The following is a 23,472-nucleotide window of genomic DNA, read 5'->3' on the forward strand; positions in this document are numbered from 1 at the left end:
GCATCACCTCGCCCTAATCGTCCTGACTATCATCCCTTACCCCCTCCTCACCCTCCTCACCCTCCTCACCCTCACCCTCACCCTCACCCTCACCCTCCCCACTTCCCCACTGCACACTTCCCCACTTCCCCAAAAGTCTGTATGAGCCTTCTCCGACATTTCTCTTTTTCTAGAGCGATGAGGGGAACGCTGCGGTGGGCGAGTCAGGGCTCTGGCCGCGGTCTCTTGAGCTATCCAGGGTGCAAGCCCTGTGCTGTCTGAGCGGGGCGCTTGTGGTTCGTCCGGGGGACGAACCACCCCGTGAGTTCACAGGGCGCCTGGATAGCTCAAGAGACAAGGGCACCCGTGCGCAGCACGGGCCGGGGCCCCGCCACACCGCAGCGTTCCCCTCATCGCTCTAGAAAAACTGAGCCAATCTCAACAACAAGACTCAAACAGCAGACAATAAAAAACGCCACCTGAACCCAGATGGCGTTTTCTTCAATCCGCTTAAGCCTTGAGCATCAAGGATGACGCGAAACAGCCTCAGCAGGTTGGCGCGTCAACAGAGCCAGCAGCTCCGCCAGTTCACGCTGCAATTCACGGCGATCGATCACCATATCAATGGCGCCCTTCTCCAGCAGGAACTCGGCACGCTGGAAGCCTTCAGGCAGCTTCTCACGCACCGTCTGCTCGATCACGCGGGGACCGGCAAAGCCGATCAAAGCATTAGGCTCAGCAATCACCACATCGCCCATAAAGGCGAAACTGGCCGACACCCCACCCATTGTTGGGTCCGTCAAAATGCTGATGAACGGCAGACCTGCCTCGGACAGCTCGGCCAAAATAGCCGTCGTCTTGGCCATCTGCATCAAGGAGAACAAGCTCTCCTGCATACGAGCACCGCCAGAAGCGGCCACGCAGATGAAAGGACTGCGATTAGCAATAGCCGCTTGCACACCACGAGTGAAGCGTTCGCCAACCACCGAACCCATGGAACCAGCCATGTACTCAAACTCGAAACAAGCCACGACCGCAGGCACAGACAAAATCGTGCCGCTCATCACCACCATGGCTTCAGTTTCGCCCGTTTGCTTGGCCGCCTCGGAAACGCGTTCCGTGTACTTACGTGAATCACGGAACTTCAAAGGGTCCATAGGACGGGTGTTGGAACCAATCTCAGTCTGGCCTTCGGGGTCCAGCAAGGATTTGATCCGGCCACGCGCACCAATACGCATGTGATGGCTGCACTTGGGGCAGACATTCAAGGTTGCCTGGAGATCTTCCTTGTAGAGCACAGACTCACACGACGGACATTTCACCCACAGCCCTTCGGGAACACGACGGCTGCTTTCGGGGTTACGGTTAATTCGCGGCGGGAGTATTTTCTCGATCCAGCTCATTGTTAGATCCTGTTTTCGCTTGGCCGACACCCGGCCCGCCAAGCTCTTTATTCTGAAAAAAAGCGCCTGTTCATCAAGAACAGGCAGATGATTCTATACGCGGAATAGGTATTTAGGCTAATTATCCAATGCCTGACGTATCTGCGCGAGCCATTGGCTGGCCGCTGCAACTGCAGCAGCATCCACGTCTTTGGGCTCCTTGCCGGCATTTTCCTGCACCGCCTGCTCCATCGTCTGGATCAGCTTGGAGCCAATAACCACGGCATCTGCACTACGGGAAATCGCTTTGGCGCTTTGTGCATCGCGAATCCCGAAACCCACTCCGACCGGAATTTTGACGTGCTGGCGAATGCGCTGCAAGTGGTGCTCCACGTCAGCCACATCAATCTGGGCCGAGCCGGTCACCCCTTTCAGGGACACATAATACACATAGCCCTGAGCCAGAGTAGCCACTTTGGCGATACGCTCGTCAGTCGACGTGGGCGAGAGCAGGAAAATCGTATCCACACCCTGCTCGGTCAGCAAACGGGTGAAATCGGTGGACTCTTCAGGCGGGTAATCCACCGTCAGCACCCCGTCCACCCCCGCTTTACCAGCCATCACGGCAAACTCGGCCTGGCCGATGCGCTCGATGGGATTGGCGTATCCCATCAACACCACCGGCGTTTCCTCGTCGATCAGGCGAAACTGCTGCACGATCTCCAGCACTTTACGCAAACCGACGCCACGGCTGATGGCGCGTTCAGCAGCTTGCTGAATGACGGGACCATCGGCCGTAGGATCAGAAAACGGCACACCCAATTCAATGACATCCGCCCCGGCCTGACGCAATGCATGCATCAGAGCCACGGTCGCAGGCACCGAAGGATCGCCAGCCGTAATATAAGGCACCAGGGCGCAGCGCCCGTTCAAACCTTCAAACGTCTTTTTCAGACGCACATTACTCGACATATCAGTTCCCGATTGCTTACAGAGTCAAGCCGCCGTACTCGGCGACCGTGTGCATGTCTTTGTCGCCACGACCGGACAAACTGACCAGGATAATTTTATCCTTGGGCAAAGTCGGGGCGATGCGAGCCGCATGAGCCAAGGCGTGCGAAGACTCCAGCGCAGGCATAATGCCTTCGATACGGCAGCAATCGTGAAACGCCTTCAGGGCATCTTCATCGGTGCAGGTAGCGTATTGGGCACGGCCACAGTCTTTCAGCCAAGCATGTTCAGGGCCGACACCGGGATAATCCAGACCAGCCGACACCGAGTGCGTAGGCATGACATTGCCGTCATCATCCTGCAGCACGTAGGTACGGTTGCCGTGCAACACACCAACCATGCCCTTGTTCAGGGAGGCCGAGTGCGCCAGCGTATCCAGACCACGACCAGCCGCTTCCACACCGATCAGTTCAACATCCTTGTGTTCGATATAGGGGTAGAAAATGCCCATGGCATTGGAACCACCACCCACCGAGGCCAGGACGTAATCAGGCTGACGACCAGCGTCCTGGGGCATTTGCTCCACACACTCGTCACCGATCACGCATTGGAAGTCGCGCACCATCATCGGGTAAGGATGAGGGCCAGCAACCGTACCAATGATGTAGAAGGTATTGCTGATATTGGTCACCCAGTCGCGCATGGCTTCATTCAGCGCATCTTTCAGGGTGCGCGAACCGGATTCCACGGGCACAACTGTCGCGCCCAGCAGTTTCATGCGGTACACATTGGAAGCCTGACGACGAACGTCTTCGCTACCCATATAGACCACACACTCCAGACCATAGCGGGCGGCAACGGTTGCCGTGGCCACGCCATGCTGGCCTGCACCGGTTTCCGCAATAATGCGTGGCTTGCCCATGCGGCGAGCCAGCAGAATCTGACCAATACAATTGTTGATCTTGTGCGCGCCAGTGTGATTAAGATCTTCGCGCTTGAACCAGATTTGAGCTCCACCTAGTTGCTCCGACCATCGACGAGCATGGTACACGGGGCTGGGACGACCGACAAAATGCTTGAGTTCATAGTGAAACTCGCGCAGAAACTCAGGATCGTTCCGATACTGTTCGTAGGCTGCTTTTAACTCGTCCAGGGCGTGGACCAGCGTTTCAGCGACAAACGAACCACCAAACTGACCAAAATGTCCATCCGGGTCGGGCAAGGTATAGGTTTTCAAAGCTCGCTCTCTTGATTGACAAGAACAATCGCGGGCACAACGCCCGCGAGGTTTAGGTTTACTGATTTTAGCAGTTCAGGACGAGTAGCGGCGGGCGCTGACGCCCGATAACTCGTTCAAAGCCACCAAGGCCTTTTGAATTTGCTCGCCATCACGCACTTCAATCGTGAAGATCATGCGTGTCAATGAACGTCGACTTAGGGTATTAATGCCGGTGACGTTCAAACGCAGGCGGGCAAACACTTCCGACAGATCGCGCAACAGGCTGGGATGCTCTTGAGCCTCAATCGCCAGATCTACCGGATATTGAGTATCTCCCGTATCGCCCCAATCCACACTAATAGCCCTTTCAGGCTGTCGCTCGGCCAATTCCTGATAGGACTTGCAGTCCGCACGGTGAATCGACACACCTCGGCCACGGGTCACGAAACCGGCAATCAGATCAGGCGGAGCAGGACGACAGCAACGAGCTAACTGTGTCATCAGCGAATCCACGCCTACCACCAGCACACCGCTTTTGCCTGTCTTGGACACGCTTTCCCGAGCCGCATCGAACACGCGCTGGACGGGTTCTTCTTCCGGAGTGTCCTCCCGGAACAAAGCGTCCACTTGCCGCAGGCTGAATTCGTCCTTGGCAACGGCTACATACAAGTCGTCCGCCTTGGCAAAACCCAGTTGCTGCGCCATCTGCTCCAGGTTTACTGCTGTGCGACCCAATCTTTGCAACTCTTTTTCGACCATATTCTGGCCTTGGGAGATGCGCTGCTGCAATTCAATCGCGTTAAACCAGGCCCGCACTTTGGAGCGCGAGCGTGGGCTGGCCAAAAAGCCTAGCTGCACATTCAACCAGTCCCGCGACGGGCCACCGGACTTGGCAGCCACAATCTCTACTGTCTGACCAGTCGACAGGCGAGTCGACAAAGGCACCATCTGCCCATCTACGCGTGCGCCCCGGCAACGGTGTCCCAGGTCGGTATGCAGGTAGTAGGCAAAATCGACCGGAGTCGCCCCCACGGGCAGCTCGATCACACGAGCCTGAGGTGTCAGCACATAAATGTGTTCGTCTTCCTGAGCCTTCAAGGGCCGGGCAACAGCAGGTTTCTTAGGGGTGGCTATTGCCACTTCGGTTTCAGCAGCAAGGTCTTTACTGGTTTCCGCCTTGGGAGCAGGCTCGGTCGCATTGGATGTCGCCGCTTCCCTATCCCAGGCCAACAACTGGCGCATCCAGGCGATTTTTCGGTCGTCCTCGCCATCGGCTGTCTGCTGACCGCCCTGCGCCCCGGCTTCCTTGTAGCGCCAGTGAGCAGCCATCCCGTATTCCGCAAACTGGTGCATGTCACGGGTGCGAATCTGAATCTCAAAGCAACGCCCCTGTGCATCCGCAATCACCGTATGCAGGGAGCGGTAGCCGTTGGGTTTGGGCCGGGAGATGTAATCATCAAACTCCTCGGGAACCGGCGTCCACAGCGAATGCACCACCGCCAGCGTGTGATAGCAACTGCGTTCATCATCCACAATGACGCGCAAGGCCCGCAAATCAAATAGCTGCTCAAAGTCCAGATGCTTGTTACGCATCTTGTTCCAGATACTGAAGATATGCTTGGGCCGACCGGAAACCTCAGCCACGATATGCTCGCGCTTCAAGGCGGCTAAAAGCTGGTCACGTACCTGGCTGATCAGGGTCTCGCGCTCTACCCGCTTATCTTCAAGCTGACTGGCAATATTCTTGTAGACCTCAGGATTCAGGAAGCGAAACGCCAGATCTTCCATTTCCCATTTGACCTGCCAAATCCCCAGCCGATTAGCCAGCGGCGTATACAGTTCCAGCGTCTCCCGGGCAAACTCCACCGGGCATACGGTTTTGGACTGTCTGTACCAGCGCAGGGACTGTAGGCGGGAGGCCAGACGCATCATCACAATGCGCAAATCTGCGGCCATTGCCAACAGCATCTTGCGCTTCATTTCTTTTTGATCGCCCCCGCCCGTCTGCTCTTTGGCCTGACCGGTAATAGAGCCCAAGCGATACAAGGCACGCGAGCCGCGTACCAGTGTCATCACTTCGGCGCCAAAGGCTTTTTGAACCGGGTCCTGCTTGACCTCCGGCCCAGGGGAGGGAGTGACGGCCAGCAAGGCGCTGGCTCGGGTTTGAGCGTCCACACCCAGGCCCGCCAAAATAAGCGCTACCTGAGCGCAATGGCTGTCCAAGGGTTCGCCGGTACTTCCGGCCAGATCCAGCAAAATAGGTCCCGCCCAGTCGGCAGCCGCCTGTAACAGCGTACGCCCTGCTTCATCCAGTCCGTGGCTGGCTTGCGCGAACCATAGAGGATTGAAGGCCGACTCGGCCATAGGGGGAGAAGCAGTGTGATTCATGTGGATTACGTCGATGTGGCCACTCAGCGCTGAAGTGGCTCTCTATACTGTAGACGCTAGTCTATCACCGCGAGTAAGAGCTTATGAGTCTGAACACATGCCGCCAGCTTCTGTTGATTTGGCACTCCCGTACCGGCGCGGCCCGGCAATTGGCCGAACAGGCCGAAGAAGGTGCCCTGAAGGTGCTCAAGGAACTGGGCGAGACAGAACAGGTCTGTATCAAACGCTTGCATTGTGATCAGGTGCAGGCACAGGATTTGCGTGATTCGCAGGCCTATTTATTCTGCGCCCCCGAGAATCTGGGTAGCCTGAGTGGGGCCATGAAAGAGTGCCTGGACCGGAACTATTACGAGGTGCTGGATCAGCTCAATGGACGTCCGTACACCGCGCTGATCAGCGCGGGCAGCGATGGGCAAGGTGCACAGCGGCAACTGGAACGGATTTGTACCGGCTGGCGGCTAGATTTGGCCGCCCCTGTCCGTATATTCAATTTTCACGCCCAGACGCCAGAAACTATTCTGGCTTCCAAGACCTTGAATGAAGAGCAAATTGCCCTGGCTCGGGAAGCCGGTGGGCATCTGGCGGCCCTGCTTTGTCTATGAAAAAAGCCCTTTGCATTAAGCAAAGGGCTTTGAATCGACTTTATCGCATGACATAGCCAAAAGCTTAAGCTGGCGGCAACTGAAAAACCTGCCGCAAGTAAGCCAAATACGCCGGATCATCACACATGGTCTTTTCAGGCGCATCCGAGACTTTCGCCACCGGCTGACCATTGCAACGCACCATTTTCATGACGATCTGCAAAGGCTCATGGCCCAGGTCATTGGTCAGATTGGTGCCAATCCCGAAAGACACTTTGCAGCGCCCAGCAAAACGCAGGGCCAGCTCAATAGCTTTAGGAATAGTCAGGCCATCAGAGAACACCAGGGTCTTGGTACGCGGATCGGTACGGTTGGCTTGATAATGCGCCAGCAAGCGTTCGCCCCAGATGAAAGGGTCGCCCGAGTCGTGACGGGCACCGTCAAACAGCTTGCAGAAGTACATGTCAAAGTCGCGCAGGAAAGCATCCATGCCGTAGACATCCGACAAGGCAATGCCCAGGTCACCGCGATACTCTTTGGCCCACACTTCCAGGGCAAAAATCTGCGAATCACGCAAGCGAGGGCCCAAAGCCTGACAAGCCTGCAAGTATTCGTGACCCATAGTGCCCAGTGGCGTCACCCCATACTTCATGGCCAGCCAGACGTTGCTGGTCCCCGCAAAATGCGGCTTCATCTGGTCAATCATGGTGGTGACCACTTCTTCGTGCCACTGCTTGGAAAAGCGGCGGCGCGTACCGTAGTCAGCCACACGGAAATCGCTCAAGGCAGGATCATCCACCACCAGGCGCATTTTGGACTGCAGGCGTTCACGCCCTTCGGTCCATGGCGGCTGCGGACGCTCGTTACGGAAGTAAACCTCGTTCACAATGGCCAGCACCGGGATCTCGAACAGGATCGTGTGCAGCCAGGGGCCCTGGACCGAAATCTCGATCTCGCCAGGCTTGTCCCCCGCCTGCACTTGGATACAACGCTCCGGCAGATGGAACAGTCCCAGGAAATCGACAAAATCGCTTTTTATAAAGCGTAGACTACGCAAATAATCCAGCTCGGCGTCTGAAAAACGCAACTGGCACAGCGCATGAATTTCCGCCCGGATCTCATCCAGGTACTGGCTCAAATTAATGTTGGGAGTACGGCATTTATAGCGATACTCCACATGCGCAGCGGGGAAATGATGCAGAACAACCTGCATCATGGAAAACTTGTACAGGTCCGTATCAAGTAAAGAGGTAATGATCATCACAAACCTACCGATTTTGATTGCGCAACCATAGCACGGGCGCCCATTCTTGCGTACCGCTATCTAGCAGGTGAGCTATTGCGCCATCTCAATAAGCAAGAAGCTGAATATTCGTTAAAATCGAAAGATTCGATTTAAATCCCATTTTTATCGTTCAGGCCCTGTGCGTTGTCACGCACCCCATCCACGACCCTTTGCCGTGACTGACCGCCTTAGCGATACCGCAGGAGTGTTACTGAAATGACCCACGTCGTCACCGAAAACTGTATCAAGTGCAAATTCACCGATTGTGTGGATGTGTGCCCCGTAGACTGTTTTCGTGAAGGCCCGAACTTTCTGGTGATCGACCCGGACGAATGCATCGATTGCGCCGTCTGTATTCCCGAATGCCCGGCCAATGCCATTTTTGCTGAAGAAGACGTCCCGCAGGACCAGGTTCCCTTTATCGAGTTGAATGCCGAACTGACCCCGATCTTTGGCAGCATCAACCGCTCCAAAAAACCGCTGGAAGATGCGGACGACTGGAACGGTGTGGAGAACAAACTACAGTATCTGGAGCGCTAAGCCTTTAGCCTGCCCTATACCAGCCAGACCGGGTGGCTGCATTTGTACCCAGCCACTCTTGCGCCCAATCTCGCCTTTTGATAAAAAAACTTGCCGCACTGCAGCAAGGGAAAATCCCAAGTACAGAGGAACGGTAAACGTCGTATTGTTTCCCACAGGAATAAGCATATACATTCCTCTGTATCAAATTAGGCAACACCAAGGCGCACACTATGCTTTACGATCTGCACGAACTTCAGCGGTCCTTTTTGGCCCCGCTGGCTGCCTTTACCGGCACCAGCTCCCAATGGTTCTCCAACCCCTACAGTCCACTGGCCTATACCCCCCTGTCGCGCCAACTGGCGGCGGCCTCTGAACTGGTACACCGTATCGGCAAAGATTACGAGAAACCGGCCTGGGGTCTGAGCGAAACTCAGATTGACGGGCAAACCGTTGCCGTGCGCGAGGTCGAGCATCTCAGCAAGCCCTTCTGTAGACTGATCCACTTCGAGCGCGATCACCCCAAGGCGGCTCAAGACCCCACGATTTTGCTAGTTGCTCCCCTGTCCGGCCACCACGCCACCTTGCTGCGCGAAACCGTCCGTGCACTGCTGCCTGATCATTCGGTGTATGTCACCGACTGGATTGACGCCCGCATGGTGCCCCGTACGGCTGGCCCCTTCCATCTGGACGACTACGTGCTCTATGTACAAGAGTTCATCCAGACACTGGGCCCCAGTGTGCACGTCATGTCGGTTTGCCAGCCCACCGTGCCGGTACTGGCCGCCGTCTCGCTGATGGCAACCCGTCGCTCGGCCGTGATGCCGCGCAGCATGATCATGATGGGTGGCCCTATCGATACCCGTCAGTCGCCCACCGAGGTCAATCGCCTGGCGACGACCAAATCGTATTCCTGGTTTGAAAACAATCTGATTCACCGCGTACCAACCAAGTACCCCGGGGCTCACCGTCGTGTCTACCCCGGCTTTTTACAACACGCCGGTTTTGTGGCCATGAACCCGGATCGTCACGTCAGCTCGCACTACGATTTTTATCAGCACCTGATCAAGGGCGATGATGACGACGCCCAGGCCCACCGCCGTTTCTACGACGAATACAATGCCGTGCTGGATATGCCCGCCGAGTTCTATCTGGACACCATCCGCATCGTGTTCCAGGAACACCGCCTGCCCAAAGGCCAATGGCACGTGCATGGCGAACAAGTCCGCCCACAGGATATTGATGGCGTAGCCTTGTTTACCATTGAAGGCGAGCTGGACGATATTTCCGGCCAGGGTCAGACCCATTCAGCTCAAGGGCTGTGCTCGAAAATCGCTCCCGACCTTAAACAACAATTCACCGCGCCCAACTGTGGTCATTACGGGATTTTCTCCGGAAGCCGTTGGCGCACCCTGATCTGTCCTAAAATCAGAGACTTCATCCGTCAGCACAACTGATATTTGGCTTACGCCGTTTCTGACGGGGCCAGATGGCCCCGTTTTTGCATTCATGTCCGACACCTTAATACGGCGCATTGACGCCCTGCTCCCTCAAACCCAGTGCACCCGCTGTGGTTACGACGCCTGTTTGCCCTATGCCCAAGCCATCGCTCTTGAAGGCGAGGCGATCAACCGCTGCCCGCCCGGCGGGCAGGAAGGCGTGCAAGCCCTGGCCGAACTGCTGGAGCGCGAAGCTCTGCCTTTGGACCCCGCCTGTGGCGAATTCACCGGTCCCAGTCGAGCGGTAATTATTGAAGAGCACTGCATAGGCTGTACCTTGTGTATTCAAGCCTGTCCGGTCGATGCCATTATTGGCGCCAACAAACTGATGCACACCGTGCTGGCCGACCGCTGTACAGGCTGTGAGCTCTGTGTGCCGCCCTGTCCGGTGGACTGCATCAGCATGGTGCCTACCGATGAATGGAATAGCGCACAGGCCGAGCAGGCGCGTCAGGATACCGAGCAACGCCGCGACCGCCTGCTGGCTCGCCACAAGGAAAGCTCGGATCTGGCAGCCCGTACCCTGGCCAATAAACCCGTTCTGGCCAATACAGCCGATCAGGCCGATAAACGAGAGGCGTCGATTGCCTCTGCCCTGGCTCGCGCCCGTGCCCGCCGTGCCAGCAAGACTGCAAGCGGAACCACGCCATGAACGCTGCCAAGCGCCACGAGATTTTCAGCCGTTTTCAGGCGGCCAACCCCAAGCCCACCACCGAGCTGGAATACGCTGACACCTTTCAGTTGCTGATTGCGGTCATCTTGTCCGCACAGGCCACAGACCGTTCCGTGAATCTGGCCACCGCCCGTTTCTTCCCGGAACATGGCACGCCGGAAGGGATTTTGGCCATGGGTGAAGAAGGTTTGCGAGAAGCCATCAAGACCATTGGCCTGTACAAGACCAAGGCTGCCAATGTCATCAAGACCTGTCAGATGCTGCTGGACCTGCATCAAGGCAAAGTTCCCTGTGACCGCGCTGCTCTGGAAGCCCTTCCAGGCGTAGGTCGCAAAACTGCCAATGTTGTTTTGAACACGGCCTTCGGCTTGCCCACCATTGCCGTCGATACGCATATTTTCCGCGTCGCCAACCGCACTGGCATTGCTCCGGGAAAGAACGTGGTTGAAGTGGAAAAAAAGCTGGAAAAAGTGATTCCCAAGCCTTTCTTGCTGGACGCCCACCACTGGCTGATTTTGCATGGTCGCTATATCTGTGTGGCTCGCAAACCCAAGTGTCCACAATGTGGTATTTCAGATTTGTGCGACTTCAAGCCCAAAACTGTTAACACTTAAGTAACACATGACCGGTTTAACAACATTTGTTTACTAAACAGTGTATTAAACCGGACCTTCCTATGACAAACCCGCATAGTTTTGCTTTCTTGGCGCTTCCATACTGAAACGCATGAAGGACTCTGCCTACCGTTTGCTGACGATGGAATCACCGCAGTAAGAGGCAAAGAACAGAAATCGGGTTCCTGCGCCAGCCAGCCAACGTACAGGCCCTTATTGACGACTCACGACAAGGAGCGTTTCTCATGACACGGGCTGCCCTGGATATTGAGAACCTGTACGCCTGGCACCGAGAGTTCCCGCTCTTGCGCGGATTGAATTTGCAGGTGGCCTCTGGCGAAGTCTGCACGGTACTGAGCCGCAACCGGGCTGGCCGCAGCGCCATGCTAAGAGCCATTGTCGGTTTGACGGATAGCCGTCGCGGATCCGTCCGTATTCAAGGTACCGAAGCCATCCACCTGAACCAGCATCAGTTGGCAGATCTGGGCGTTGGCTACAGCCCTTACGAGCAAAGTATCTTCACAGGCCTGAGTTGCGAGGAAAACCTCCTGCTACCACCTGCCATCGGGACGACCCTGGGTGGAGGAATGTCTCTGGTGCAAATCTATGAGCTCCTGCCCTGCCTGGAGCAACGCCGCCATCACATGGCTACCCAGCTCTCCACCGGTGAACAAAAGGTTCTGGCCATTGCCCGTTTACTGCGCACCGGTGTGAACCTGCTGCTTTTGGATAAAGTATCCGAAGGTCTGGCACCTGTGCAGGCCCAAACACTGACCAGGTTGATCTGCACGTTACGCAACGAGGGCTATACCATTGTGCTGGCGGAACAGTGTCCGCAATTCTCGGCCGAGTTCAGCGATCAGTTTCATGTGCTGGAACAAGGGCAAATTATCGAGCGCTTCAGCAAAGCCGAATTGAGCCATAAATACGAGGCTCTGCACGCACTCCTGAATGTATGAGCCCTTGATCCCGGCTGTTACCAGGTGATGCGAAAAACAGACATAGAGGCCGAATCGGCCTCGCATGAATCCTGCTTTCTTGATCTACAACAAGGTCAGGCGGCCAACTACTTCTGAAGCTTGCTTTGGATCAAATCCGCAGGCCCAGCCCTCATGCACTCTGTAGGCTTTACACATCCCTACGGAGCTCCTATGAAAACCCGCCACTTGATTCCAGGTCTGCACCTGTCCCTGCTCGCCGTTGGACTGGCTGCTGTCTTGTACGCCCCCCAGGGCCAAACACACGAAGCGGGTGATTTCTTGCTTAAAGGCGGTGTGACCTGGGTAGCTCCAAAATCCAATAACGGCTCGGTCGCTGACGGCACCGTGGATCTGGATGTAGGCAATAACGCACGCCCCAGCTTTTCGCTGACCTACATGGCCACTCGCAACATTGGTATTGAACTGCTGGGCGCGTTCCCCTTCCAGCACAATATCGACAGCAATCTGGGCCGTATCGGCAAGACCAAGCACTTGCCCCCAACCCTGAGCCTGCAATACCACTTCCTGCCCGACAGCAACTTCCAACCCTATGTGGGCGTGGGCGTGAACTACACCATGTTCTTTGACACCGAGTCGCGTGGTGCGCTGGCGGGTTCGGACCTGAAGCTGAAAAATAGCTGGGGTTTTGCAGCCCAGGTCGGCGTGGATTACAAACTGGATAACAACTGGTTCCTGAACGCCGATATCCGCTACATCAGCATCCGCCCAGACGTGAAGCTGAACGGTCAGTCCATTGGTAAAGCCAAGCTGGACCCCGTGGTTGCCACCATCGGGGTCGGCTACCGCTTCTAAGCGCTGGCTTCTTCCTGCTCGCGTTTGCCCTGCCCCAAGCCCAGATAGCTTTCTATCACTCGGGGATTATGAGCCAGGTCAGACGCGGGCCCTTGCAGCACCACATCGCCCGTCTCCAGTACATAACCGTAGTCAGCCACTTGCAAAGCGGCACGAGCATTTTGCTCGACCAGCAAGATGGCCACGCCGGTACTGCGCAGTCGGGCGATGATCATGAAGATCTCCCGCACCACACGCGGCGCCAGGCCCAGGCTGGGTTCATCCAGCATCAGTACCTTGGGTTGCGCCATCAAGGCACGGCCCACAGCCAGCATCTGCCGCTCCCCACCTGACAAAGTCCCTGCCAACTGGGTACGACGCTCTTTCAAGCGTGGGAACAAGGTATAGACCTTGTCCATCGTGTCGCGCCAGCCGGGATGACGGGCACGATACAGGCGAAAGCCACCCAGCAGCAGATTGTCTTCCACCGTCATGCTGCCAAACAGCTCACGGCGCTCCGGCACCAGAGAAATACCGGCCGCCACGCGACGCTCTACTTCCCAGTGGCTGATTTCCTGGCCTTCGTACTGCACCGAACCTGTACTACGGCCCACGCTGGGCAAAGAGCCCATCATGGCGTTCAGCAAGGTGGATTTACCGGCACCGTTGGCACCAATCACAGTGACAATGCTGCCTGCACGTACGTCCAGGCTGGCCCCCATCACGGCACTGACTTTGCCGTATTGAGCCGCCAGATTGTCCACCTTCAAAATAATGTCATTCGATTGTGCCGAACTCATAGCGCTGCTCCTGCCGAGGCGGGCTCATTGACCTGATCCAGATCCAGGTCGTCATCAATACCACCCAGGTAGGCTTCCAGCACGGCTGGATTTTCCTGAATTTCCTTGGGCAAACCTTCGGCCAGCTTGGTGCCAAAATCCATGACAACCAGCTTGTCCGTCAAATTCATGACAAAGTCCATGTCATGCTCAACCAGCAAAATGCTCATGCCTTCGCTACGCAACTGATCCAGCACTTTGGCCAGTTCCTGCTTTTCTTTGTAGCGCAAGCCAGCAGCCGGTTCGTCCAGCAGCAAGAGCAAAGGATCAGAGGCCAGTGCACGGGCGATTTCCAGAATACGCTGCTGACCCAAGGCCAGATTGCCAGCCTCTTCATACAGATAATCACCCAAGCCCACACGCTGCAGTTGAACAGCGGCTTCGTGCAACAGCTCGGCTTCGCTACGGCGTTCGGTGTGCAAGACCGCCGACACCACACCCACCTTGCGACGCAAGTGAGCGCCCAGCGCCACGTTTTCCAGCACAGTCATGGTTGGCAGCAATTGCACGTGCTGGAAAGTACGACCTACGCCCAGACGCGAGATTTCGCGAGCAGGCTGACCATCAATCCGTTTACCCAGGAAGCTGACCTGACCGCTGGTTGCCGACAAGACGCCGGTAATCAGGTTGAAGGTCGTGCTCTTGCCTGCGCCGTTAGGACCGATCAGGCCCATGATCTGACCCGCATTCAAGGTGAAGCTGATGTCGTTCACCGCCACCAGACCACCAAACTCCTTGCGGATCTTGTTCACTTCCAGAACCAGCGAACCGGCCTGGGGACGTTCACGCTGAGGCAGTGCCTCGGCTTGCGGAGGAGCTGCTTGATTGCGTTTCTGCGCACCAAAGATCTGCTCCCAGGCTTTTTGCAAGATAGGCCACAGACCATCACGGGCGTACTGCAAAATCAGGACCATCAAGATACCGAATACGATCAGCTCGAAGTTGATGTCGGTATTGAGCAGCTTGGGCAACCAGTTCTGCAATTGATCCTTCAGGCTCAGCACCAGAGCCGAACCCAGCACGGCACCCCAGACACTGCCTGCTCCACCCAACACCGCCATGAACAGATATTCAATACCGTAGTTCAGGCCGAAGGGGCTGGGCGACACAGCGCGCTGGTAGTGGGCGTAGAGCCAGCCCGACACGCAAGCCAGCAAGGCAGCGTAAACGAACACAATGACCTTGTAATTGGCCATGTTCACGCCAAAGGACTCAGCCATGCCGCTGCCATGTTTCAGGGCGCGAATAGCACGACCAGGACGGGAATTCAGCAAGTTGCGAGTGCCCCACATGGCCAGCAAGGCGAAAGCCCAGATCAGGTAGTAAATATCCCGGCCTGAGGCCAAGGAAATACCAAAGAACTCCAAAGGCGCAATACCGGAAATACCGTCGTACTGCCCCAGGAACTCCAGGTTACCGAACAGGTAGTACAGGGCCAGACCCCAGGCCAAGGTACACAGTGGCAAGAAGTGACCCGACAAACGCAGCGTGATCGCGCCCAGAATGTAGGCCACCATCATGGTCACGGCCATGCCGATCAGCAGGTTAAACCAGGGCGACCAGCCCAAACGGGCGGTCAGATAGGCTGTGGTGTAAGCACCCAGGCCCACAAAGGCTGCCTGACCGAAAGAGGTCAAACCGCCCACACCGGTCAACAGCACCAGACCCAGAACCACCAGGCTGGTCAAACCAATATAGTTAAGCTGGGTAATCCAGAATTCGGGCGTTGCGCCCAGTTGCGGCAAGACCAACAGAACCGCAATAAACAATAGCGTCAGCAAGTGTCTCATGTGATTTACTCCTCATCATCCACGTGCTTGCTACCGAAGGAGCGCCACAACAACACCGGTATCACCATGGTAAATACAATAACTTCTTTATAGGCACTGGCCCAGAAAGAGGAAAACGCCTCCAGAACACCCAGGAACAACGCGCCGAACAGGGTGACGGGGTAGCTGATCAGACCGCCAAAAATTGCGGCCACAAAGCCTTTCAGACCGATCAGGAAGCCCGTGTCGTAATAGATGGTCGTCACAGGAGCGATCAGCATGCCGGACAAGGCACCAATGGCGGCTGCCAGAGTAAACGTCAGCGAACCGGACATATTGGTGCTGATACCCACCAGACGAGCACCGCGACGGTTCACCGCCGTTGCACGCAAGGCGCGACCATACAGGGTCTTACCGAAAAAGCCCCATAGAGCCAGAATCAGCAGCACACAAGCGCCCATCACAAAGAAGGTTTGTGCGGACCAGCTCACGGCGCCTAAAGAGATTTCACCTTCCATGAAGGGGGGCGTACGCCAGCCCTCAGGACCGAAGAACACCAGACCCAGGCCCGTCAGCGCAAAGTGCACCGCCACCGAGGTAATCAGCAACACCAGCACACTGGCTTCGGCAATAGGCTGATAAACCAGGCGATACACCATCGGTCCCAGCGGGATCACGACAGCCAGCGAGAACAGCACGGCGACCCACAGGGGCAACTGCGAGCTGACAATCGCGGGGGCAGCAAAATAGACGGCCACAGGGATCACGATATTGACCAGGAACTTGCGTGGCATACCGGCCAGACTGCGGCTGCGCAAGGCAGACAGCAACTCCAGCAAGAACACCAGAGCGCCAGCGATCAACAACAAAATAACGGTTCCCGGCATACGGCCATTGACCACAAACGCCAGGGTCAAGGCGCCAAAGGTGACAAACTCACCTTGCGGGATAAAGATGACGCGGGTAACCAGAAAAACCAGAACCAGGGCGAGCCCGAGCAAGGCATAGATGGCGCCATTCAATATGCCATCCTGCAACAAAATTAAAGCAATGGTGGTATCCATGTCGGACAACATCCTGTACAACAAAAAGGGCAAAGGGCTTACGACAAACGCAGGCCTGTAGCGGGAACGGGTGCCAGGATCAGCCAGCACCCGCCTTGGAAAAAACCGGCTATTGAGCCGGTTTTTGCCTGTCAGATATTACAGATCAGGCTGATATGTCCATTTACCGTCGACCACTTTCACAATCACGTGGGCACGGGTATCCAGACCAGCGTGGTCTGTTGGAGACATATTGAACACACCCTGGGAAGCCGCCAGTTCCTTGGTTTGTTCCAGAGCGTCACGCAAGGCAGCGCGGAACTCGGGAGTACCGGGTTTGGCACCGGACTTCAGGGCAACGGGAATTGCTTCGGTCACAAGCAGACCGGCATCCCACATATGGCCACCAAAGGTATTGATGGAGCCTGCACCGTACTTGGCTTCATATTTTTCCTTGTAGTCCATGGCGGTCTTTTTCACCGAGCTGCTGTCAGGCAGTTGTTCGGCAACCAGCAAAGGACCGGCGGGCAAGATCATGTCGTTACAGTCTTTGCCACATACACGCAGCACGTCGCTGTTGGCAGCACCGTGTGTCTGGTAAATGATGCCTGCGTAGCCACGGCCTTTCAGTTCACGCTGAGGCAAGGCAACAGGGGTACCGGAACCGGCGATCAGAACGGCATCAGGCTTGGTGCCCAGCAGCTTCAGAACCTGACCGGTCACGCTGGTGTCGTTACGGCCATAGCGCTCGGCACCCAGCACTTTAATGCCTTTGGCTTGAGCCGCTTCGGTAATCACATTCAGCCAGCCGTCACCGTAGGCGTCGTTGTAGCCGATAAAGCCCAGGGTTTTGACGTTCTGTTTAACCATGGCTTCAGCCAAGGCACCGGCCATCAACTGGTCATTTTGAGGAGTCTTGAAAACCCAGGTACGAGCGCCTTCAACAGGATCAACAATCTTGGCGTTGGCGGCCACGCTGATCATGGGTGTCTTGGTTTCACCCGCTACGTCCACCATGGCCAGGGAGCCGGGTGTCACGGACGTACCGATCACCACGTCCACTTTGTCATCGGTGATGAGCTTGCGCATATTGCGCACAGCCACCGTGGTGTCAGTGGCATCGTCCAGCACGATGTATTCAATTTTCTGGCCAGCCACTTCGGTAGGCAGCAGGCTGACTGTATTGCGCTCAGGAATGCCCAGCGAGGCCGCCGGTCCTGTTGCCGCCACCGTCACACCCACTTTGATCTGCGCGGACACGGCCACGGGCAGGCTCAAAGCCAGGGCTGCAGCCAATGTCGTCAGGCGCCCAGTAGTAATGCAGTTCATCCTTTTCTCCCAAATTTTGTTCATTGTTGTGGACCGGATTTAGCGGTCAAAAATCGTAATACAGATAATCACCAGCACATACCAGAAACGTATCAAGTCACGCGGATTTCAGATATTGGTGTTTACCTTAAATATTAAAAGTTTAAATAGTGCACTAACTAAAGTGATAGCTCACTAATTAAGTGCGCAAACCGGCAATTTTCCTGCTCGCCCTATAGGGATGAGGGGCACTTTGGAACCCTCTGCTCCAAACACACTCTAATTGTCGATTACTATGTAGGACTGCGCCTCCTGTAGGCATTGATCCGTTTTTTCATAAGGCAGCACACGTGGAAAAAGTACGCAAGACCGACGCTGAGTGGCGCGCCCAGCTCAGCCCCGAAGAATTCTATGTCACCCGTCAAAAAGGGACGGAACGCCCCTTTACCGGCCGCTACTGGGACACCACCAGCGCCGGGATTTATCGCTGCGTCGGTTGTGGCACGGCCTTGTTTGCGTCCGACACCAAGTTTGATGCCGGTTGCGGCTGGCCCAGCTACTTCACCCCCCTGAATCCGGATAACGTGCGTGAAGAGCTTGATGTCAGCCACGGCATGCGCCGTACCGAAGTGCTGTGCAATGTCTGCGATGCCCATCTGGGCCACGTCTTTGAAGACGGCCCGCCCCCCACTGGGCTACGATATTGTATTAACTCCTTGTCCATGACCTTTGAACCCGAAGCATGAAGAAGCTCTTATTTGATCTATTCCCGCTCGTCCTGTTCTTTCTGGCGTTCCGCTTTTCCGATATCTATGTCGCAACCGGCGTGGCCATGGCGGCCTCGATCCTGCAGATACTCTGGCTGAAGCTCACCAGCAAGGCGATCGAGACCTCGCACTGGATCAACCTGGCGGTCATTGTCGTGTTTGGCGGTGCCACCCTGTTCTTCCATAACGATGTGTTCATCCGTTGGAAACCCACGGTGCTGTACTGGATCTTTGCCCTGGTGCTGCTGGGCGGTCGTTACCTGATGCATCGCAACCTGATGCAAAAATTCATGGGCACCCATCTGGTCTTGCCCGGCCATGTCTGGGACAAATTAAACCTGGTCTGGGCCAGCTTTTTTGTCGCCATGGGCCTGGTGAATTTGTACGTTGCCTTCTCTGGCCACTTTACCGAATCCCAATGGGTCAACTTCAAGGCCTTCGGCCTGCTGGGTTTGATGCTGGTGTTTGTCGTTGCCCAATCCTTGTGGCTGGGCCGCTACCTGCAAGACTCTTCCGACAACTCCACTCCCCCAAAATCTTGATTTCGCCATGACAGACGCACTTGCTTCCCTGATTCACGAACGGCTCCAGGCACTGGAACCGTCGGAACTGGACATCATCAATGAGTCCCATCTGCACGCCGGTCATGCCGGTGCACAAGGTGGCGCAAGCCACTTTCGGGTGATTATCGCCTCGAAACAATTTGATGGAATTTCAACACTGGCACGGCACAGACTTGTGTATGATCGCGTCCACGATCTAATGCCTTTCCCCATTCACGCTTTGGCTATTCAAGCCAAAACCACCGCTTAAGGATGCTCATGAAACGTATCGCTGCATTTGCCCTGACCTGCGCTATGGCTGCTCCCGTCTATGCTCAGACGATTGCCACCGTTAACGGCAAAAACCTCACGCAAAAAGACCTGGATCAGTTCGTCGCCGTTCTGGTCGAGCAAGGCGCCAAAGATTCGCCAGAGCTGCGTGAGCAAGTCAAACAGGAAATGGTCAATCGTCTGGCCGTCGTGCAAGCGGCTGAAAAAGCCGGTATCGACAAGACCAATCAGGTTCAGCAAGAGCTGGAACTGGCCCGCCAAAGCATTCTGGTCCGCGCTTTGATGGCCGACTACCTGAAGAAGAACCCTGTCACCGACGCCGACCTGACCAAGGAATACAACACCATCAAGTCGATGGAAGAAGGTCAGCAGGAATACAAGGTGCGCCACATCCTGGTGAAGGACGAAGCGGCGGCCAAAGATCTGCTGGCAAAGATCAAGTCCAAAAAAGTCAGCTTTGCTGATGCGGCCAAGAAAGACTCCATCGACACCGGTAGCGGCCAGCAAGGCGGCGATCTGGGCTGGGCACCAAGCGCCACCTACGTTCCTGAGTTCGCTCAGGCTGTAGAGAAGATGAAGAAAGGCGAGCTGAGCGCAGCACCTGTGCAGTCGCAGTTTGGCTGGCACATCATCCAGGTGGATGACTCCCGCCCTGTTACTTTCCCAGCCATGGCCGAAGTGAAGCCTCAACTGGAAGAAATGATGCGTCAGCGCAAGCTGGCCGAATACCAGCAAAAAATCCTGAAAGAAGCCAACATCAAGTAATGGCTTTGGCGGCCGCTTTGTCTTCCCGATAAAGCGGCTGGCAGGAAGAACAAATATGGCGCCTCAAGGGCGCCATATTTGTTTGTGGTGAAGATCGTTCACTGAATGTCGTTCATGCGGTAATTAAAAGCCCAGATCACGGCTGAATCACTACCAGGATTTCACTTCTTCCCCCTGTGCTATTCACCCGCCAATAAAGCCAGGAACTGGGCTTCGTCCAGAATAGTCACACCTAATTCCTGTGCCTTGGTCAGCTTGGAGCCAGCCTCTGCACCCGCCAGCACATAGGCGGTTTTTTTAGAGACCGAGCCGCTAGCCTTGCCTCCAGCTTCCAATACGCGGCGTGTGGCTTCATCACGGCTCATGCTGGGTAGCGTACCCGTAATGACTACCGTTTTGCCCGCCAGCGGCAGATTAGCGCTATTGGCACGGGCTTGCGCCTGCTGGGGAGTAACCCCGGCTGCCAGCAATGCGTCCAAGGCTTCACGATTATGCGGTTCCTGGAAGAAGTGCCGCACGGACGCCGCTACGACCGGGCCAACTTCGTTGACTTGCAACAGCGCCTCTTCATCAGCCTGCTCCAAAGCCTGCAAGGAGCCAAAATGCTGCGCCAGATCGCGCGCCGTGGTCTCCCCCACATGGCGGATACCCAGGGCATAGATCAGACGATTCAAGGCTGGCTCACGTACCTTGTCGATCGCCTCGATCAAGTTCTCCGCAGATTTGCGTCCCATGCGCTCCAGCAGGATCAGCTTTTCTACTTTCAGTTTGAAGATGTCAGCCAAGGTGTGCACCAGACCGGTTTCCACCAACTGATCCACCAGCTTTTCACCCAAACCTTCAATATCCAGTGCCTTGCGGCTGGCAGCGTGAATCAAGGTTTGTTTGCGCTGGGCTGGGCAAATCAGACCACCCGTGCAACGCCAGGCAGACTCACCGTCCAGACGCTCCAGGGCGGAATGACAAGCCGGACATTCCTTGACCATCTCGAATGGCAGGCTAGCTTCCAGGCGCTTTTCCAGCACCACCGCAACCACTTCGGGAATCACATCACCGGCACGGCGCACCACGACGGTATCGCCTGCACGTACGTCTTTACGACGCACTTCATCTTCATTGTGCAGCGTGGCATTGGTAACCGTGACGCCCCCAACAAACACTGGTTTCAAGCGCGCGACAGGCGTCACAACGCCTGTACGGCCTACCTGAAACTCAATGCTCTCAACCAGGGTTATTTCTTCCTGCGCCGGAAACTTGTGCGCAACCGCAAAGCGCGGTGCCCGTGCCACATAGCCCAGAACACGCTGCGCGGCCAAGGAGTTGACCTTGTAGACCACACCGTCAATTTCAAAGGGCAGGTCAGGACGACGCTGCTGGGTTTGGCCGTAAAAATCCAGCAGACCTTGCACACCCTGCACGACTTTGCGGTCGCGGCTTAAGGGCATGCCCAGACTTTCCAGCCAGTCCATCATGCCGGACTGCGTATCACGGGGCAGCGCATCACTGGCCGGATCGGCAAACAAGGCATTCTGAGGCTGATTGGCGGCAGGCATAGGGCTGACTTCACCCCAGCCATAGGCAAAAAAGCGCAAAGGCCGTTTCGCGGTAATTTTGGGGTCCAACTGACGCAAGCTGCCTGCAGCGGCATTGCGTGGATTCACAAATACTTTTTCGCCACGCTTGGTCTGATTTTCATTCAGGCGCTCGAAGTCCGCCCGGTTCATCAAGACCTCGCCACGCACTTCCAGCACGGCAGGTAATTGCGCCGCATCCCCGCGCAAGCGCAAAGGAATGGAGTTGATGGTGCGAATATTGCTGGTGACGTCCTCGCCAGTTGTGCCGTCACCGCGAGTCGACGCCTGAACCAGCAAGCCTTGCTCATAGCGCAGGCTGATCGCCAAACCATCAAACTTGTATTCGGCCAGATACTCGACACGGCGGTCCAGACCGACCACACCGGCCTCGACCAGCGTATCAGCCACCCGCTTGTCGAACGCCTGCACTTCTTCGTCGTCAAAGGCATTGCCCAGAGACAACATGGGAACCGCATGCTGAACCGTGTCAAAACCATCCAGGGGGGCTGCACCTACGCGCTGCGTGGGTGAATCGGGGGTGATCCATTCCGGGTGCTCGGCTTCCAGCGCCAGCAACTCGTTCATCAATACATCGTATTGCGCGTCCGAAATGCTGGGAGCATCCTGAACGTAATAGGCCCAGTTATGCTGGGCCAGTTCTTCATGTAACTGCTGTACTCGCTTCAAACTCACGAAAAAATCCTGCCTGTACGTTCTTGGCCTGCCGTAAAGCCAGCTTGCTCCAGGCGCTCGTACAGATTACTTAGTTGTTCATCAATATTTTGATCGGTGCTTTCGGGCAAGGGGCGACCCTGATCATCCAGTACCACCGCGTCCAGGCGGCTGGCCAGATCACGAGCCACCGTAGCCATACGGCTAAAGGCATGGTCATCTGCCGGGCTGTTGGGCAAATCGAGCAGCAAGTCGATACGCTCAATGCTGGCGGACTGAATATCCTTGGGTTGGGCACCGTCGAACATGGCGGTAAAACGGGGCTGACCCGAATCTGCCAACCAGGCCAATTGCTGGCCGAACGGTAAAAAGCCCGCATCCTTGACCATCTGAATAACAGAAGACGCTGGCATGGGGCCGGGCAAACGCACCGACACACCCACCAGCGCGTCCAAATCAGCGCACGTATTGTCCAGAGCTGCCGCACGACGCAGCACATCATCTTGCTCCGGGCCTTCTACCGCACCATCAAATTGTTGGGCCAGGGATTGAGCCGCCATCCAGACTTGCGACCATTCAATCGCCGACAGGGGACCGCTGCGATTGGCCAGCAAAACGGCAATCTGCATGCTGGCGTAGGACTCACCTGCGCGTAGACGAGCGCGATGACCGCCACCTTCACATTCGGCAAAGTAACGCACCGGTTTGGCGCCACTACGCGATACGGTCTGCAAGGCCTGGGCCAGATCCTGGGCATCCACAGGTTGGCTGAAACTGATGTCAATTACGGCTTCGGTGGTGCAATCGGCCTCGGCGGCGTCATGTTCGCCATCGGCAGCCGTCGCCTCGCCACGGCCTACGCTAGGCTCGCGACGTTCCAGCTCGGTGAGCTGGCTCATCAAAGGATCCGTATCCCCATCCGGGAATTGGCTTTGCATCTGCTGGCGCACTCGGCGGTCTTGCCACCAGTTAAAGACCACTACGAGCAAGATGAGCAAAATGCCCAACAAAATCAGTGCGATTTGCAAATCACTCATTGT

At 56.1% G+C, this 23,472-nt stretch carries 22 protein-coding genes; 11 read left to right on the forward strand and 11 right to left on the reverse strand.

Features of this window, described 5'->3' with window-relative positions; all coding sequences use genetic code 11:
• Positions 1–503 precede the first annotated feature (503 nt).
• The 4 genes from accD to OSH09_RS16295 form a co-directional block, all read right to left on the reverse strand.
• On the reverse strand, positions 504–1,382 hold the full coding sequence (gene accD, locus OSH09_RS16280; protein WP_207875382.1) for an acetyl-CoA carboxylase, carboxyltransferase subunit beta: 879 nt from the start codon (positions 1,380–1,382) through the stop codon (positions 504–506).
• A gap of 117 nt (positions 1,383–1,499) precedes the next feature.
• The gene (gene trpA / locus OSH09_RS16285) at positions 1,500–2,333 is read right to left on the reverse strand and encodes a tryptophan synthase subunit alpha (protein ID WP_207875383.1); all 834 of its coding nucleotides are present in this window, start codon (positions 2,331–2,333) and stop codon (positions 1,500–1,502) included.
• Positions 2,334–2,349: 16 nt separating this feature from the next.
• A complete protein-coding gene (gene trpB / locus OSH09_RS16290; protein WP_207875384.1) occupies positions 2,350–3,549 on the reverse strand; it encodes a tryptophan synthase subunit beta in 1,200 nt (399 codons plus the stop codon).
• Between the two features lie 75 nt (positions 3,550–3,624).
• Positions 3,625–5,919, reverse strand: coding sequence for a RelA/SpoT family protein (locus OSH09_RS16295; protein ID WP_266121583.1), 2,295 nt, complete (start codon positions 5,917–5,919; stop codon positions 3,625–3,627).
• 83 nt (positions 5,920–6,002) lie between these two features.
• Between OSH09_RS16295 and OSH09_RS16300 the strand changes: the two genes are divergently transcribed.
• Positions 6,003–6,521, forward strand: a complete 519-nt coding sequence (locus tag OSH09_RS16300; RefSeq protein ID WP_266121584.1) for a flavodoxin family protein — start codon at positions 6,003–6,005, stop codon at positions 6,519–6,521.
• 64 nt (positions 6,522–6,585) lie between these two features.
• Here OSH09_RS16300 and pncB read toward each other — a convergent pair whose 3' ends face one another.
• Positions 6,586–7,761 (reverse strand): nicotinate phosphoribosyltransferase, encoded by a 1,176-nt coding sequence (pncB, locus tag OSH09_RS16305; protein WP_207875387.1) that lies wholly within the window; start codon positions 7,759–7,761, stop codon positions 6,586–6,588.
• A gap of 240 nt (positions 7,762–8,001) precedes the next feature.
• Between pncB and fdxA the strand changes: the two genes are divergently transcribed.
• The 6 genes from fdxA to OSH09_RS16335 all read left to right on the forward strand — a co-directional run bounded on the left by fdxA (position 8,002) and on the right by OSH09_RS16335 (position 12,883).
• Positions 8,002–8,325, forward strand: a complete 324-nt coding sequence (fdxA, locus tag OSH09_RS16310) for a ferredoxin FdxA (RefSeq protein WP_153230656.1) — start codon at positions 8,002–8,004, stop codon at positions 8,323–8,325.
• A 212-nt stretch (positions 8,326–8,537) separates the two neighbouring features.
• The gene (locus tag OSH09_RS16315; protein ID WP_207875388.1) at positions 8,538–9,761 is read left to right on the forward strand and encodes a polyhydroxyalkanoate depolymerase; all 1,224 of its coding nucleotides are present in this window, start codon (positions 8,538–8,540) and stop codon (positions 9,759–9,761) included.
• 52 nt (positions 9,762–9,813) lie between these two features.
• Positions 9,814–10,455: an RnfABCDGE type electron transport complex subunit B gene (locus tag OSH09_RS16320; protein ID WP_222666910.1), complete on the forward strand. Its 642-nt coding sequence runs from the start codon at positions 9,814–9,816 to the stop codon at positions 10,453–10,455.
• Entirely contained in the window at positions 10,452–11,090 is a 639-nt protein-coding gene (gene nth / locus OSH09_RS16325; protein ID WP_162090618.1) for an endonuclease III, read from the forward strand. Before OSH09_RS16320 ends, nth begins: the two co-directional genes overlap by 4 nt.
• Before the next feature lie 245 nt (positions 11,091–11,335).
• Complete coding sequence (locus OSH09_RS16330) at positions 11,336–12,049, forward strand: ATP-binding cassette domain-containing protein (RefSeq protein ID WP_207875391.1); 714 nt, start codon at positions 11,336–11,338, stop codon at positions 12,047–12,049.
• 192 nt (positions 12,050–12,241) lie between these two features.
• Positions 12,242–12,883 carry an OmpW/AlkL family protein gene (locus OSH09_RS16335; protein WP_207875392.1) on the forward strand — a complete coding sequence of 214 codons (642 nt, stop codon included), beginning with the start codon at positions 12,242–12,244 and terminating at the stop codon, positions 12,881–12,883.
• On the opposite strand, the gene OSH09_RS16340 is transcribed toward OSH09_RS16335, so the two are convergent.
• The 4 genes from OSH09_RS16340 to OSH09_RS16355 form a co-directional block, all read right to left on the reverse strand.
• Positions 12,880–13,662, reverse strand: coding sequence for an ABC transporter ATP-binding protein (locus tag OSH09_RS16340; RefSeq protein WP_207875393.1), 783 nt, complete (start codon positions 13,660–13,662; stop codon positions 12,880–12,882). The two genes, OSH09_RS16335 and OSH09_RS16340, sit on opposite strands and share 4 nt — an antisense overlap.
• The gene (locus OSH09_RS16345) at positions 13,659–15,491 is read right to left on the reverse strand and encodes a branched-chain amino acid ABC transporter ATP-binding protein/permease (RefSeq protein WP_207875394.1); all 1,833 of its coding nucleotides are present in this window, start codon (positions 15,489–15,491) and stop codon (positions 13,659–13,661) included. The genes OSH09_RS16340 and OSH09_RS16345 overlap by 4 nt, the downstream gene beginning before the upstream one ends.
• A 5-nt stretch (positions 15,492–15,496) precedes the next feature.
• Positions 15,497–16,534 carry a branched-chain amino acid ABC transporter permease gene (locus OSH09_RS16350; RefSeq protein ID WP_266121585.1) on the reverse strand — a complete coding sequence of 346 codons (1,038 nt, stop codon included), beginning with the start codon at positions 16,532–16,534 and terminating at the stop codon, positions 15,497–15,499.
• A gap of 138 nt (positions 16,535–16,672) precedes the next feature.
• Entirely contained in the window at positions 16,673–17,842 is a 1,170-nt protein-coding gene (locus OSH09_RS16355; RefSeq protein WP_207875396.1) for an ABC transporter substrate-binding protein, read from the reverse strand.
• Positions 17,843–18,171: 329 nt separating this feature from the next.
• Here OSH09_RS16355 and msrB point away from each other — a divergent pair, with 329 nt between their 5' ends.
• The 4 genes from msrB to OSH09_RS16375 are packed head-to-tail and all read left to right on the forward strand — an operon-like array spanning position 18,172 to position 20,186.
• The gene (msrB, locus tag OSH09_RS16360; protein ID WP_207875397.1) at positions 18,172–18,567 is read left to right on the forward strand and encodes a peptide-methionine (R)-S-oxide reductase MsrB; all 396 of its coding nucleotides are present in this window, start codon (positions 18,172–18,174) and stop codon (positions 18,565–18,567) included.
• Positions 18,564–19,130 (forward strand): septation protein A, encoded by a 567-nt coding sequence (locus OSH09_RS16365; RefSeq protein WP_207875398.1) that lies wholly within the window; start codon positions 18,564–18,566, stop codon positions 19,128–19,130. Before msrB ends, OSH09_RS16365 begins: the two co-directional genes overlap by 4 nt.
• 7 nt (positions 19,131–19,137) lie before the next feature.
• A complete protein-coding gene (locus tag OSH09_RS16370) occupies positions 19,138–19,401 on the forward strand; it encodes a BolA family protein (protein WP_009456641.1) in 264 nt (87 codons plus the stop codon).
• Positions 19,402–19,409: 8 nt separating this feature from the next.
• Complete coding sequence (locus tag OSH09_RS16375) at positions 19,410–20,186, forward strand: peptidylprolyl isomerase (RefSeq protein ID WP_207875399.1); 777 nt, start codon at positions 19,410–19,412, stop codon at positions 20,184–20,186.
• Between the two features lie 179 nt (positions 20,187–20,365).
• Here the strand turns inward: OSH09_RS16375 and ligA are convergent, their stop codons facing one another.
• Both ligA and OSH09_RS16385 read right to left on the reverse strand, forming a co-directional pair.
• The gene (gene ligA / locus OSH09_RS16380; protein WP_266121586.1) at positions 20,366–22,453 is read right to left on the reverse strand and encodes an NAD-dependent DNA ligase LigA; all 2,088 of its coding nucleotides are present in this window, start codon (positions 22,451–22,453) and stop codon (positions 20,366–20,368) included.
• Positions 22,450–23,469: a cell division protein ZipA C-terminal FtsZ-binding domain-containing protein gene (locus OSH09_RS16385; protein WP_207875401.1), complete on the reverse strand. Its 1,020-nt coding sequence runs from the start codon at positions 23,467–23,469 to the stop codon at positions 22,450–22,452. Before OSH09_RS16385 ends, ligA begins: the two co-directional genes overlap by 4 nt.
• Positions 23,470–23,472: the final 3 nt, after the last annotated feature.

The organism is Alcaligenes parafaecalis (genome assembly GCF_026344135.1).
Taxonomy (GTDB): Bacteria; Pseudomonadota; Gammaproteobacteria; order Burkholderiales; family Burkholderiaceae_B; genus Alcaligenes; species Alcaligenes parafaecalis.

What these genes read in the sequence shown, in the direction of transcription:
- accD (WP_207875382.1), bottom strand. Translation starts at nt 1,382, where the DNA reads ATGAGCTGGATCGAGAAAATACTCCCGCCGCGAATTAACCGTAACCCC.
- trpA (WP_207875383.1), bottom strand. Translation starts at nt 2,333, where the DNA reads ATGTCGAGTAATGTGCGTCTGAAAAAGACGTTTGAAGGTTTGAACGGG.
- OSH09_RS16295 (WP_266121583.1), bottom strand. Translation starts at nt 5,919, where the DNA reads ATGAATCACACTGCTTCTCCCCCTATGGCCGAGTCGGCCTTCAATCCT.
- OSH09_RS16300 (WP_266121584.1), top strand. Translation starts at nt 6,003, where the DNA reads ATGAGTCTGAACACATGCCGCCAGCTTCTGTTGATTTGGCACTCCCGT.
- pncB (WP_207875387.1), bottom strand. Translation starts at nt 7,761, where the DNA reads ATGATCATTACCTCTTTACTTGATACGGACCTGTACAAGTTTTCCATG.
- fdxA (WP_153230656.1), top strand. Translation starts at nt 8,002, where the DNA reads ATGACCCACGTCGTCACCGAAAACTGTATCAAGTGCAAATTCACCGAT.
- OSH09_RS16315 (WP_207875388.1), top strand. Translation starts at nt 8,538, where the DNA reads ATGCTTTACGATCTGCACGAACTTCAGCGGTCCTTTTTGGCCCCGCTG.
- OSH09_RS16320 (WP_222666910.1), top strand. Translation starts at nt 9,814, where the DNA reads ATGTCCGACACCTTAATACGGCGCATTGACGCCCTGCTCCCTCAAACC.
- nth (WP_162090618.1), top strand. Translation starts at nt 10,452, where the DNA reads ATGAACGCTGCCAAGCGCCACGAGATTTTCAGCCGTTTTCAGGCGGCC.
- OSH09_RS16330 (WP_207875391.1), top strand. Translation starts at nt 11,336, where the DNA reads ATGACACGGGCTGCCCTGGATATTGAGAACCTGTACGCCTGGCACCGA.
- OSH09_RS16335 (WP_207875392.1), top strand. Translation starts at nt 12,242, where the DNA reads ATGAAAACCCGCCACTTGATTCCAGGTCTGCACCTGTCCCTGCTCGCC.
- OSH09_RS16340 (WP_207875393.1), bottom strand. Translation starts at nt 13,662, where the DNA reads ATGAGTTCGGCACAATCGAATGACATTATTTTGAAGGTGGACAATCTG.
- OSH09_RS16345 (WP_207875394.1), bottom strand. Translation starts at nt 15,491, where the DNA reads ATGAGACACTTGCTGACGCTATTGTTTATTGCGGTTCTGTTGGTCTTG.
- OSH09_RS16350 (WP_266121585.1), bottom strand. Translation starts at nt 16,534, where the DNA reads ATGGATACCACCATTGCTTTAATTTTGTTGCAGGATGGCATATTGAAT.
- OSH09_RS16355 (WP_207875396.1), bottom strand. Translation starts at nt 17,842, where the DNA reads ATGAACTGCATTACTACTGGGCGCCTGACGACATTGGCTGCAGCCCTG.
- OSH09_RS16365 (WP_207875398.1), top strand. Translation starts at nt 18,564, where the DNA reads ATGAAGAAGCTCTTATTTGATCTATTCCCGCTCGTCCTGTTCTTTCTG.
- OSH09_RS16370 (WP_009456641.1), top strand. Translation starts at nt 19,138, where the DNA reads ATGACAGACGCACTTGCTTCCCTGATTCACGAACGGCTCCAGGCACTG.
- OSH09_RS16375 (WP_207875399.1), top strand. Translation starts at nt 19,410, where the DNA reads ATGAAACGTATCGCTGCATTTGCCCTGACCTGCGCTATGGCTGCTCCC.
- OSH09_RS16385 (WP_207875401.1), bottom strand. Translation starts at nt 23,469, where the DNA reads ATGAGTGATTTGCAAATCGCACTGATTTTGTTGGGCATTTTGCTCATC.